The sequence below is a fragment of the Nocardia pneumoniae NBRC 100136 genome, assembly GCF_000308755.1.
In the GTDB taxonomy this organism is placed as follows: Bacteria; Actinomycetota; Actinomycetes; order Mycobacteriales; family Mycobacteriaceae; genus Nocardia; species Nocardia pneumoniae.
Genome location: NZ_BAGF01000046.1, coordinates 15,325 through 28,062, shown reverse-complemented (window position 1 = coordinate 28,062; position 12,738 = coordinate 15,325). Strand labels below are relative to the sequence as shown.

General features: G+C 64.5%; 12 protein-coding genes. 8 read left to right on the top strand and 4 right to left on the bottom strand.

All coding sequences use genetic code 11. The features are described 5' to 3' along the window. Positions 1-194: 194 nt before the first annotated feature. Positions 195-542, top strand: a complete 348-nt coding sequence (locus ON34_RS14825) for a hypothetical protein (protein WP_051022648.1) — start codon at positions 195-197, stop codon at positions 540-542. A gap of 56 nt (positions 543-598) precedes the next feature. On the opposite strand, the gene ON34_RS14820 is transcribed toward ON34_RS14825, so the two are convergent. Then, complete coding sequence (locus tag ON34_RS14820; RefSeq protein ID WP_040779765.1) at positions 599-1,009, bottom strand: SHOCT domain-containing protein; 411 nt, start codon at positions 1,007-1,009, stop codon at positions 599-601. A 656-nt stretch (positions 1,010-1,665) separates the two neighbouring features. On the opposite strand from ON34_RS14820, the gene ON34_RS14815 reads away from it, so the two are divergent. The 4 genes from ON34_RS14815 to ON34_RS14800 all read left to right on the top strand — a co-directional run bounded on the left by ON34_RS14815 (position 1,666) and on the right by ON34_RS14800 (position 5,454). Beyond that, positions 1,666-2,226, top strand: coding sequence for a hypothetical protein (locus ON34_RS14815; protein WP_040779764.1), 561 nt, complete (start codon positions 1,666-1,668; stop codon positions 2,224-2,226). Between the two features lie 17 nt (positions 2,227-2,243). Then, positions 2,244-3,575: a Dyp-type peroxidase gene (locus ON34_RS14810; protein ID WP_174372037.1), complete on the top strand. Its 1,332-nt coding sequence runs from the start codon at positions 2,244-2,246 to the stop codon at positions 3,573-3,575. Further along, entirely contained in the window at positions 3,572-4,588 is a 1,017-nt protein-coding gene (locus ON34_RS14805; RefSeq protein ID WP_040779761.1) for a hypothetical protein, read from the top strand. Before ON34_RS14810 ends, ON34_RS14805 begins: the two co-directional genes overlap by 4 nt. Before the next feature lie 461 nt (positions 4,589-5,049). Continuing rightward, a complete protein-coding gene (locus ON34_RS14800; protein ID WP_040779760.1) occupies positions 5,050-5,454 on the top strand; it encodes a DUF7144 family membrane protein in 405 nt (134 codons plus the stop codon). Between the two features lie 51 nt (positions 5,455-5,505). On the opposite strand, the gene ON34_RS14795 is transcribed toward ON34_RS14800, so the two are convergent. Further along, complete coding sequence (locus ON34_RS14795; RefSeq protein WP_040779759.1) at positions 5,506-6,924, bottom strand: hypothetical protein; 1,419 nt, start codon at positions 6,922-6,924, stop codon at positions 5,506-5,508. Positions 6,925-7,444: 520 nt separating this feature from the next. Between ON34_RS14795 and ON34_RS14790 the strand changes: the two genes are divergently transcribed. Together ON34_RS14790 and ON34_RS14785 are read left to right on the top strand one after the other, a co-directional pair. Further along, the gene (locus ON34_RS14790; RefSeq protein WP_040779758.1) at positions 7,445-7,897 is read left to right on the top strand and encodes a DUF6325 family protein; all 453 of its coding nucleotides are present in this window, start codon (positions 7,445-7,447) and stop codon (positions 7,895-7,897) included. Positions 7,898-7,939: 42 nt separating this feature from the next. Continuing rightward, positions 7,940-8,230, top strand: a complete 291-nt coding sequence (locus tag ON34_RS14785; protein ID WP_040779756.1) for an SHOCT domain-containing protein — start codon at positions 7,940-7,942, stop codon at positions 8,228-8,230. 373 nt (positions 8,231-8,603) lie between these two features. Here the strand turns inward: ON34_RS14785 and ON34_RS14780 are convergent, their stop codons facing one another. After that, positions 8,604-9,965, bottom strand: coding sequence for an MFS transporter (locus tag ON34_RS14780; RefSeq protein ID WP_245548034.1), 1,362 nt, complete (start codon positions 9,963-9,965; stop codon positions 8,604-8,606). 28 nt (positions 9,966-9,993) lie between these two features. Continuing rightward, positions 9,994-11,820, bottom strand: a complete 1,827-nt coding sequence (locus tag ON34_RS14775; RefSeq protein WP_281032452.1) for a glycoside hydrolase family 15 protein — start codon at positions 11,818-11,820, stop codon at positions 9,994-9,996. Positions 11,821-12,152: 332 nt separating this feature from the next. Between ON34_RS14775 and ON34_RS14770 the strand changes: the two genes are divergently transcribed. Continuing rightward, complete coding sequence (locus ON34_RS14770) at positions 12,153-12,689, top strand: hypothetical protein (protein WP_040779752.1); 537 nt, start codon at positions 12,153-12,155, stop codon at positions 12,687-12,689. Positions 12,690-12,738 lie beyond the last annotated feature (49 nt).

Genomic DNA, 12,738 nt, shown 5'->3' with positions numbered 1-12,738 from the left:
CGTTGATAGTTCGTCATGTCGCGGGTGTTCGGATCTTGGACCGATGAGGGTCCTGTTCCCGCATCTGGAGGGGTTGCGGATCGAGACGATCCGCGCGGCGGGTCTGACAGTGTCGAGGCCGCTACCAGTGAGTATCCGGTCGGCTGTCCCGGCTGCGGGACGCTGGCCGGTCGGGTCCACAGCCGTTACCAGCGGTGGTTGTCCGACACCTCGACACCGCCCGCCAGGTCGTGATCGGGCTGCGGGTCCGCAGGCTGTTCTGCCACAACTCCGACTGCGGCAAACCTTCGCCAGTACCACAGCTCGCGGCCAGGCACGCCCGCCGCACACTGATCCTGCAGCGTGCGTTATGCGCGGTCGCCCTGGCGCTGGGCGGCCGCGCTGGAGCGCGGCTGACCCGGCACCTGGCCGCGACCGTGAGCCGGATGACGTTGCTGTGCCAGATCCGGGCGCTGCCCGATCCTCAGCCGACCGCAACAGCACATGTCTATACCCTGGCCGAGGCGGAGTGCGCACGGGATCCCTGCGGTCCCGCGCGATAGATGGCCCCCGGGTGTCGGACTACCAACCGGCACCGGACATCAGGAAACCCGCGCCGTCACTGACCGGTCGGCGCATTGTGTGCTGCGGGATGCCCTAACGCCTGAGCCTTCAGTTGCTCGAATTCCACGTCAGTGATGACGCCGGAGTCGCGGAGAGCCTTGGCGTCGGCGATGTTCTCGGCGGGGGACTTACCCGCGACCTGCCGGATGTACTGATCGGTGGCTTGCTTTGCCTCGGCCTGTGCCCGCTGGCCGCGTAGCGCCATGCCCCGCCCGCGGACGATCAGGTACACCAGCGCCGTCAGGTACGGGAACACCACCAGGGCAATCACCCACACGGCTTTGGCGACGCCCGAGACGGAGTGGTCGCGGAACAGGTCGACGAGAATCTGGAACAGGACGATCAGGTACGCCACGAAGGCGAACACAAGGATCGTGTACCACACGTAGTCCCAGAACGAATCCATTTTGTGAACCTCCTCGGGCGGATCTTTCCCGTGTAGTTGCCATCCGTGGATTCCGACTGCGAAGTAAATCTGACCGCCGGGCGGCCCCTCCGTCGAAAAGCGGACTTTGTTCTCAGCAGCGAGTGCCCATTCATGGGTCGCGCTCGGGCGACACATTGCAAGTCCGGTGCGAAAACGGGCACTGAACGTCTTCGGCGCCGGATTCGAGAAGAAATACGGAGCATATAGTACAGGATTAGCAACCCTTGCGAGGTGCAACAGTTCGACTGTGTAAGTGCGGAGTGAACACCGGGGCACTGAGCATGATCGCGGAGGCCCGCCTGCTAGAATCACCGTGTGAGCACCGCCGCGAGGCGGTCAGTATCCGGGCCACATCCTGCGCTAGCTGTCGCTACCACCCGCTGGCGGCGGTACGCTCCACGCGAATCTTGTTCAAAAGTGCATTGATTGCGATTCGAATGAAGAAGCCCGCAAGTGCCGAACCGAAGGGACTGGCCGACCAGCTGGCTGGCCGGCCGGGAGCCTGCGATGATACTCCTGCCATTCGCCGGAATCATTTTTTGATGATGTCGGGTTCATCGTGACAGATCGGCCGCTATTGGATCACTTCTTCGTGATCGTGCCACTGGAGCCATCCCGCTGGAGACGGAGGCGACATGACCACAGATTATCGGGATTGGTCCAAGCCGACGGCGATGGCCATTCCAAAGGAAGGGTACTTCGAGCTGGAGCAGGGTCGGTACGGGCCGATATTCCCCCGCACACCGGCGAATTACGGCTTCTCGATCATCGCGAGAGTCAAACCCGGTCGCGAGGAGGCGATCCGGGAGTACGGTAAACAGCTCGAGGCCGCGGTCGAAGAAGACCCCACTGTGCTGGCGCCGCTGCGGCTGCACTACCTGCGGTGGGTGCTGTTCGACATCGGTGACGGGCTGTGTTTCCAGTACCAAGGGATCTTCGACACCGACTTCGACAAGTACGTCGAGGACGCTATCGCCCTGTTCCTGTCGACAGGTATCACGACCGTGTTCGTGAACCTCGAAGGGTTCCCCCCGAACTGGAAGACCGATACCGACGCGGTCGTCAAGTTCTTCCGTGAGCATCAATTTCCGAGCTTCCTGGAGTACGGCGAGTACCCGTATGTGACCGCGGAAGAGATCAAGAAGGCACTGCGCGTGAAGGCGGCGTTCTCCGACATGCTCGACCAGATGCAGTAGCACCACGAGGTTCGATGATGCTCGAAACCGACGATATCCAGCACATCGTGCTGACCCGCGTGCCCGCGCTGACCGGACGCTACGAGTTCCTGTCGTTCGACAGTGGCGACGGTGGACGGGCGTGGCTATCGGGCATGGTCGGCCGTGTCGCCTCGGCGGCTGACGCACAGCGCCTCGTGAGTACCGCCCGCCAATGGGTGACACTTGCGTTCACCTGGACCGGGCTGCGGGCACTCGGCGTGCCCGATCAGTCGTTGGCGACGTTTCCCGAGGAGTTCCGGCAAGGCATGGCAGCACGGGCAGAAATTCTCGGTGACATCGGGCTCGATCACCCCGACCGCTGGGTCGGTGGGTTGGCCGGCGACAAGCTGCACGCGATCGCCATCCTGTTCGCCCGCGACGACGCCGAACGTGTTCGCTGTATCCAAGCGCACGACCAACTGGTCGCCTGCGCGGGAGTGACGGTGCTCTCGTCGCTGGACGTGGCGGCCGTTCCGCCGTTGGAGTACGCACACGACCATTTCGGCTACCGCGACCGGTTGTCGCAGCCGGTGATCGAAGGCTCCGGTGAACAGCCGACGCCGGGCACGGGCGCCCCGATCAAAGCCGGGGAGTTCATCCTGGGATATCCCGACGAGAACGGCTCTCCCGTTGGATTGCCGCGACCGGAGGTGTTGTCGCGCAACGGCAGCTACATGGCCTACCGGCGCCTACAGGAGCACGTCGGGCGATTTCGCGACTTTCTGGCCGAGCACACCGACACCCCTGAGGAGCAAGAGTTGCTGGCCGCGAAACTGATGGGTCGCTGGCGAAGCGGCGCCCCCTTGGTGCTCGCCCCTGAGAAGGACGACCCCGAACTCGGGGCCGATATGCAGCGCAACAACGATTTCAACTACAAGGAGATGGACCCCCATGGCTACGCGGCGCCACTGGGTTCGCACATCCGCAGGCTGAATCCCCGCGACACCGCTGTGAACATGCAACGGCGGCGCCTGATTCGCCGCGGCGCCACCTACGGGCCGCACCTCCCGGAAGACGTTCCCGACGACGGCGCCGAGCGCGGAATCGCGGCCTTCGTGCTGTGTGCAAGCCTGGTGCGCCAATTCGAGTTCGCCCAGAACGTGTGGATCAACGACAAAACCTTCCACGAACTCGGCAACGAGCGCGACCCGATCATCGGCAATCAAGACGGAACCCTGGAATACAAGATTCCCAAACGCCCGATTCGCAGAACCATCAAGGGGTTACCGGCGTTCACAACCCTCAGGGGTGGCGCGTACTTCTTCCTGCCCGGTCTTCGCGCCCTGCGTTACCTCTGCACCCTCACCGACAATGAGCTAGAACCATGAGCACCATCACCCCGGCGCGCACCTACAACCAATCCCAGTTGCCACGCCCCTACACTCCCGGCAATCGCCGATTGAGCATCTACTGGACTTGGAGCTATCCCTGGGAAGCCCAGCGCGACCCCACCGCGCTGGACAACCGTTTCTCCACCATGACCGAAGTGCGCCAGGCCACCTGGCCGGCCTACGAGACACCCGAATACGACACTGCTCACTTCCTGCAAGGCATCGCGGGAACGCTGGAGCTGTTCCACCGCTCCACGCTCTCCTTTCAGCAGATCGCCACAGAGGCCACCGGCCACCCCGTCGCGGTCTTCCAGCGCATAGACCAAGCCGGGTTCGAACTCCGCATCGACGAACGCGTCCTCGCCGACACCGACACTCTGATGATTTTCGGCCTCGACCACGTACTCGGTCAGGCAGCAGCCTCGCCCGACGAGATCGCGGCCATCGACGAGTGGCTACAACGCGAAGACACCTGTCTGATCCTGGCACCACACCACGACGTGGGCTGCACCGACGACCTCCAGCAACGCCAAGTCGAATACGACCACCATGGCGACCCATTGGTGCCACGGCAACAGCGCTTCAGCGCCTACACCCGCTCACTGATGAAAGCCCTCGACGTTCCGGTGCAGAACATGTACGGACTTCGTCCCGCCGTCGTCGAAGCCACGAAATCGATTGCTCCGTTGACCACATTCCGCGACCTCGATGCCCTGAAACTGCTCGATGACGTCACCACGTTGAACTTCCATCCCCACCTCCCGCACTATCACCTCACCGCACCCGCGAGCGAGTCTGTGCGACTGCTCGCGCGTCAGCCGATCGACCTCGATCGACCCCATCCGTTCACCGCCGAGGGGAATACCGAATTCAACGCCCTCATCTGGTTGCCGCCCACCAACCGACGCGCGGGCGACATCGTTGTCGTCGACTCGACCAACTTCACCACCCTGTTCGGAGGAACCGAAAGCCTCATCAACTTCTGGCGCAACGTCGCACTGATGAAGTGACACCGCCCAGCTACCTCCGGGGACCACCTGCGAACTGTGCGGCGGGCATCGAATCGGCAGGCACGCGACCGTCCGAACGGCGCCCGCGGCGGCGCCGAGTGACCTTCCCGTGCCCAGCAACTACACCGGTGGATTCGATTTCGAGGTAGCCAGAATATCGCTGAGGTATGCTTACCCGATGAGGCGAGCGCCGGTATCGGCGACCGCTGTTGGGCGTCGAGTACTGATGGAACCCGGGTGTGGCAGGCGACCCGAGAGGCAGAGACGCGCCATTCTCATTCTCGGTGCTTCCCCGGTTATTTCCCTCCCGCACAACGATTCACGATTCTGCGCAGGCAGCTCTGCTCAGCCGCCGTTCGCAGTCGATCCGCGGGTTCGGCGGTCTCGTTCGAACTGGGCGAGGTCTACCGCAACTGACGGATCCCATCCATACAGCGCCTGATGAGAAGAGGTGAACGGCAATGTCAGCAACCGATGAGCATTCCGTCAAGCAGACAGTCGCGGCCGGGACGTCGATCGGCGCCGCGGTCCTTTTGTTATCCGCCGGCATCCTGTCGATCTTTCAGGGAATCTCCGCCATCGCCAAGGATGATGTCTTCGTGTCCGGGCCCAACTACACCTATGAATTGAGTACCACCGGCTGGGGCTGGATCCATCTTGTTCTCGGTATCTTGATAGTGATCGCGGCAGTCGGACTGATGGCCGGAGCCATGTGGGCGAGGGTGATAGCGGTATTCCTCGCCGCGTTGTCGATCCTGGCCAACTTCCTATGGCTGCCGTACTATCCGTGGTGGTCGACCGTGGTGATCGCCTTGGACGTCGTAGTGATCTGGGCGGTGACGACCTGGCGGCCCGGCCGAGCCTGAGCCGGATCGCATCCAGCGTTCAGCCTGGCCGAGGTCTCCGGCCGCGCCAGGTTATCTGTTGGCTCGCACTATGGCCGTGGCATCGTCGTCCGTCCCGGGTTCTTCCTGTTGCTGCCAGGCGCGGGCGGGACGAATCAGCAGTTCCAGCGCGAGTAGCGCCAGCAGTGCGCCGAGGAGGATCCACACCACCACGAGCCCGGTGGGGTAGCGCCAGAACACCAGCAGAAGTGCCGCAATGCCGAGGATCGCCCAACGCAGTGCCGCACGGGCCCGGAAAGCCCATGTCTCCACCGGGTTCGGCGGACGCGATCGACGCAACCGCTGCACCGTGTCCATGCTGCGACCGAACTGACGGCGCACCTCGGTGGCCGAGACCGAGTCTCCGGTGAGGTAAGCGCCCAGTGCGATCGCCAAGCCGAGCACGGCGACTCCGCGCAGCGCGGTTCGCAGCGGCACGAGCACCGTGTCGATGATCGCGTCAGCCGCGTCCGGTGACAGCACGTCGGCCGGAATCCGGTCCAGATACAGTGCGCGGGCGACGATCAGCGCGATGGCCAGAATCACCATGCCCACCGCCAGCGCGAGCCCCACGAAGACCAAGGCGCGCCTGCGACGACCCGGAGGTGCCGCGGCGATCGCGGCCACTGCGGCCGCGATCGTCACCCACGGCAACACTGCCGAGGCTCTGTCGAGCCTGTCGACCGCCCGTTGTGCCCGGACCAGCTCCGGGGATCGGAACAACACGAATTGCTTGTCGACCGCGGGGATCTTCTCGGCGAAGGTGAAGCCACGGTCGAGCAGCCGGGCCTTCACGTTCTCCATCACCGTGCGCAGTGAGAGGGTCACCGTGCCGTTCTCGTCGACGGTCACCGACTCGGGGCCGACGTGCCCCGTTGCCACCGCCACCAAAGCGGTGTGAGCGGCGCGGTTGGCTTGCAGCCACAGGTCTTCGAACTGGTCGCTGCGCACGAATGACAGCACGGTGTCGTTGACGAAGCCGCGGGCCTGCTGGGTGATCACCGGTGCCAGTCCTTCGACCGCGCGATCCACCCGCGGCCGGTTCGCGGTCGCCGGAACGGCGTCGGTCAGGGCGGACAGCGCATCGGCCGTGAGGCCCTCGATGTCGACGCGGGCGAAGATCTCATCGGTGATCGTGTTGGACACCTCGGTCTGCAACACCGGATCCGAGCCCAGCGGTGCCACCGTGGTCAGATACCGATCGGTGTCGAGCACCTCCCCGCGCACGAACCGCGACACCACTGTGGTGATCGCCAGAACGGCGACAAGCACCGTCAAGATCGCCACCGCGGTCCAGCGCCACCCATGCCGGGGCGGTCGGCGCACCGGCTGCTCCGCGCCGCGACCCTTCGTCCGCAGAGCGACCACCTCCGCGCGCAGCCGCTCCAGCTCGGCGCGTTCGTCAGCGGTCAACTTGCCGCCGGGCGTGTCCTCTCGCGCATCAGAGGCCATCGGTACCCCTCACTGAGAACGGATACGGGCACTTCCGCCGCCGTCGCTGTCGGTGGCCCGTGCGAAACTCTTCGTCGGCCACGACGCACCCGCTGTCGTGCGGTCGGGTCGGCGGCGCCGCCCCGGTCTCGGTGAGGGCGGCGCCGCCGGTCTCGGCGGAGCGGTCCGCCGAGGTTGCGGGAGTTCCAGATAGAGACTGCCCAGCACTATCGATGTCCAGAGCGATGACCGGAGGAGAGCGCAGTCGGCTGGTACGGCGGTTCATTCGAGGCAGAACTCGGATAAAGCATTGGGCCGACACCGGATCGAATCCGGTGAGAGCCCCGGCGACGCCCAGCGGAAAAACAGCGACCTGGTGATGATCAAGGCGTACGCTGGGACCGACATTAGCACCACTGAGCCGATGAGTCCGGGATTCCTTCTCGAAGGGCGACAATCGATTCGAAGCAATTTCCAAGGGAGCTCTGTAACAGAGTCGGGGTCGATATGACCCCTTTCTTGTGACAGAAAGAGGGCTACAGTGACCGGAACCGATATCGATACGTTGGGTCCCGTCGATTATCTCGTGATCGAATTTCCCGCCGATCGGCCTCCGAACGGGTCGGCCCTGCCCTTGCTGCGCGACCTCGTCGAGCGCGGCATCATCCGGGTGTTGGACCTGGCGTTCGTCCGCAAGGACGCCGACGGCTCCCTCTCCGGAGTCGACATAGCCGACCTCGGTCTCGAAGGAGACATCGACATCACCCTCTTCGCGGAGGCGGGATCGGGGCTGCTCGACGACGCCGACCGCAAGGAGGCGGGCAGGGCGCTCGAGCCGGGATGCTCGGCCGCGATCCTCGTCTACGAGAACAGGTGGGCGGCGCCATTCGCGTCCGCGCTGCGCCGCAACGGCGCCGAACTTGTGGCCGCCGGACGCATCCCGGTGGAGAGCATCCTGTCGTCCCTCGATGTCATCGAGGCTGAATCCCGATGAAGGCAACGATCAACATCGTCGGCCCGACTGAAGGAGAGTGTCATGCCCGGACTGCTTCGCGGCGTAGCCCGCACCGCCGTGGTCGCCGGAACCGCGACCGCTGTCTCCAATCGCGTCTCCCGACGGCAGGGACAGCGTTGGGCGCTACAGGATGCGCAGTACGCCTCTGACGTGCAGTACGCGGCACCTCAGCCCGCGCCCGCACCGCCATCCGGCGGCGGTGTGGCGATGGACCGGATCACCGCATTGAAGGAACTTGCCCAACTCAAAGCGCAGGGTGTGCTCACCGATGCCGAGTTCGAAGCCGAGAAGGCCAGAATACTTGAATCCTGAAGAGTTCCGTTTCTACGCCATTGCGCGACGGAACAGAATGCGCAGCGGAAACTATCACCCAGGCTGGGCTGTGCGTGTCGATGCGGTACGGCACGAGGATAGGTCGCGAGATCACAGTTCGAACAACGAACGGTGTTGTAAGCATTCATGTGTTATGTACTCGGGATGTCAAAGCTTCGGTCATGACGATATATATCCATACGCTCGAGCTGTCCGCATGAATATGGGCGGACAAACATGCGAAACAGCCCGCTTCGGCTGCGCTGCTTCGCTATCGAGGAGCGGTGAGTCTCCCAGCAATGATGCGGGGACTCACCGCTCCGGCCACAGCGGAACGCCACCGGGACATCCTGTTCTCGTCGGCTCCACGGCTTTACGCGGCCGCTGGGGCGTTCCGAGGCAGCATCGCCCCGGCGACGAATCCTGTCGCTCCGATCGCGGCCAAGACGATCATCGCAGCGGCGTAGGCGTGGCTCGTGAGCCCGGCTACGAGGATGGTGCCTGCGATGGCGGTGCCGAGCGAGGAGCCGAGATTGGACACGCTACGCGACAGCCCGGAGATTTCGCCCTGCTGGTCCTCGCCGAAACTGGACTGGACGACATCGACCGCCGGGGTCAGCATGACACCGAGTCCGAGCCCGATCAGCAGCAGGCCGGGGGCGAATGCCCAGGGGTTCACGAGAGTCCCGGCCAGCGCGAGCAGTACGCCGATGCCGGCGATGGTCACGAGAAAACCCGCCATGATGAGGGTCCGCTGAGCACGCCGTCGCGCCAGCCGTGCGGCGGCCAGAGACGACACCAGCAATCCGAGCGTGGCCGCCGTGAAGATCACGCCGGTCTGAATCGCGTTGTACCCCCGCACAACTTGCAGGTATGCCGCCACAACAAATGACGTTCCCATCAACAGTAGCCACTGGATGTGTTCGGTGATCAGGCCCAGGTTGGAGGTGCGGTTGCGGAACAGACCGGTCGAGATGAGTGGTTCGCGTCCGGATCGCTCCCGGGCACGAATGCTGAGAAAGAAGCACGCCAGCACCACCACGCCGAGCATGAGCAGGGCGAGCATGAGCCAGGCGTTGTCGTCGGCTGCCAGGATGCCGGTCACCAGCAGGACCAGACCGGCCGCCGACAGAACTGCGCCACCGACGTCGAAGGCCCGGGTCGGGTCCGGCGGCAAGGGGTCGGCGATGCGCCGACCAAGCAGCACGATGAGTGCGACCACCAATGCTTGGAACGCGAACGCCGCTCGCCAGCCGAGCGCGGAGGTGATGACTCCGCCGAGCAACGGTCCCGCCGCCGCACCGATGCCGCCCAGCGCCATGATCGCGCCGAATGCTCGTGCCCGCGAGGTCGTTTCGGTGAACAACAGGGTTGTGAGGATATAGACGGGCGGTATCAGCATCGCGGTGCCGATGCCCTCGAGAATCGAGTTGCCCACAATCAGCACACCCAGGCCGGGAGCGAGCGCACTCAACACGGCACCGACACCGTAGATCATCAGGCCCAGCTCGAAACAGCGTTTGCGGCCGTAGCGGTCGGTGAGCTTACCGCCGGGAATCATCAGCGCCGCCATGACGAGCAGGAAGATCGTGATGACGGTCTGCACGCCCTGCGCAGTGGTGTTCAAGTCGGCGCTGATGTCGTTGATCATCACGTTCATGTTCGAACCGGCGAAGCTGCAGATGAACTGCGCGAGCGCCAGCGGAACGAGTGCACCGCGGGGCGGGCTGGACACACCGGTATCGGGCATCCGCCTGTTCGGCCTATCTGGACGTCGCCGCGGTCCGGGCCTCGGCGCGGTCGATTTGTTCGTCGAGGGCCATGGCGGCTGCGACGAGGGCCAGGTGGGTGAATGCCTGCGGGAAGTTGCCCAGTTGCTCGCCGGAAGGACCGATCTCCTCGGCGAACAGCCCGACATGATTGGCGTAGGTGAGCATATTGTCGAAGGCGTAGCGGGCTTGAGGCACCCTGCTGGCACGGGCGAGTGCTTCCACATACAAGAAACTGCAGAGGTTAAAGGTTCCTTCGACGCCACGCAGACCGTCCGGGGAGGCCTCCGGGTCGTAGCGGTAGACGAGGCTGTCTCTGACCAGTTCGTCGTCCATCGCGTCGAGAGTGCTCAGCCATGCCGGATCCCGTGGCGAGAGAAATCCCATGCGTGGCATCAGCAGCAGTGACGCATCCAGCACATCGGTGGCGTAGTGCTGCACGAATGCCTGCCGCTTCGCACTCCAACCGCGTTCGACGATCTGCGCGAACACCGCGTCCCGCGCCTGGGTCCAGCGGGCAACGTCGGCGGGCCGCGAGTAGTCGGTGGCCAACCGGATGCCTCGGTCGAACGCCACCCACGTCATTAGTCGGCTATAGGTGAATTCCTGCTGGCCCCCGCGCGTTTCCCAGATCCCCTCGTCGGGCCGGTCCCAGTGGTCGGTCAGCCAGTCGGTGAGGTTCGCGAACGACCGCCATCCCCAGATGCCGCCGATGTCCCAAGACTGAGCCAGGGCGTCGGCGGCCTCACCGTAGATATCGAGCTGGATCTGGTCGGCCGCCGCGTTCCCGACCCGCACCGGCGCCGACGCTTGGTAGCCCTCCAGATGGTCGAGTACCTCCTCCTCCAGATGCGGGTCACCATCGATCCGGTACATGATCTGCAGCGGCTCACCGGATGCCGTGTCGCCGGCGTCGAGGCGATCCCGCAGCCAGCGCCGGAAGGCTAATGCCTCGTCGGTGAAGCCGAGGTCGATCAACGCCCGGACCGACAATGAAGCATCGCGGACCCAGGTGTAGCGGTAGTCCCAGTTGCGCTCGCCGCCGATTTGCTCCGGCAGGCCCATCGTGGCCGCGGCGATCGGCGCGCCAGTGGGGTGATAGGTCAGCAGTTTCAACGTGATCGCGGACCGGTTGACCATGTCCCGCCACCGGCCCCGGTAGGTGGATGAACGCAGCCATGACTGCCAGAAATCCCGGCACTGTTCCAAGGCGGTGGAGATATCCTCCCGCGATGGATGCGGCGGCGTCGGACCGTCGCTCGCCATGCTGGTCAACACCAGCACGGCGATCTGCCCCTCGGAGAGCGTGAAACGGGCCGTGACGTCGCCGTCCACGGCCTGCAGCAGCACTGGATCGGTGGCCTGGAGATGCAAGTCCGTGCCGGGGCCGTGGAAGACCGCGGCTCGGTCGCCGAGTCGTTCAAGGGTGTGCGTGGCGCGTCCGTAGTCGAATCGTGGGCGGCAGGTCAGCGTCAGCGGCAGGCTTCCCCGCACCACCCGGGCCACGCGCACCAGCCGATGCCGGTCGGTGGGTTCGGAATCGCGGATGGGCTCCATGAAGTCGGCGACCTCACCCACCCCTTCGGGCGCCATGAACCGAGTGACAAGGATCGCCGTGTCCGGCAGGTACAGCTGACGGATCGCCATGTCTTCTGTCGCGACATCGGCGGCCAGCCCGCAATGTCCGCCCTGCTCGCTGTCCAGGAGCGAGGCGAAGATGCTGGGTGAATCGAACCGGGGCGTGCACCACCAGTCGATCGTGCCCGCGGACGAGACCAGTGCCGTAGTCTGCAGGTCGCCGACGATGCCATGCTCGGCGATCGATGGGTAGGCGTTGGGAATCGGGCGTAACCGGATGTCCAGAAGTGGCTCGCCCGAGCGTCCGCCCCTCCCTCTTCGGAAGCACTGTCTCTCACAGTGTGCGCCGCGCCGCCGACGAACAGGTGCGGACTGACGAAAGTAGATCGGTTCCAGAGCGAATTTGCGGCTAATAGACTGGCAGTCTCCACCTCGGCAGAAAATTCATATCGGGCAAGGCTTCGAGTGCGATCACGGCGAGCATCGCGCGACGAGCGACTGGATCAGCAACCGTTCGACAACCTCAATCCCACCGATGCTGAGACCGGTGTCGCCGCTGAACACTGTGAGGACTGATGGAAGGCAACAGACACGAGCTCTTGCACGGCCCCTTGTTCTCCCGGGGTGTTCCACTCGACCGCCGGAACGCGGCCAGCCGGATCAGCGCGTACATCTACGGGAACGTCCTGATACTCGCTGCCTTGATCCCGGTAACGCCGTCCGCCGAGGACGTCGGCATCTTGGTCGTCCTCGGTACCGCCCTCTCCACGTTCATCGCACATGCCTTCGCCGAAGGCGTCGGTCAATCGGTGCGCCAGAGCCATGCTCTGTCCCCACAGGAACGATGGGCGGACCTGCGCGACTCGTTGCCCATCCTCAGCTCAGCGGTGCTGCCCTGCGTGATTCTCGCAGCCGCGGCGGTCGGGTGGATCGAACCACGCCTCGCGCAGGTGCTGGCGGAGTCGGCCATGCTGGTGCGGATCGGCGGGATCGTCTTCGTCATCGGTCGACTCCACGGTGAGCGGCCCCATCGTTCGACGCTGCTCGGTGCGGTGCTATTGGTGTGCGCGGCCACCACCGTCGTAGCGGTCAAGGTCGTCCTGACCCACTGATCCGCGCAGGCGAGCGGATCGAGCACCGCCGCACCGACGCGTGATTTCA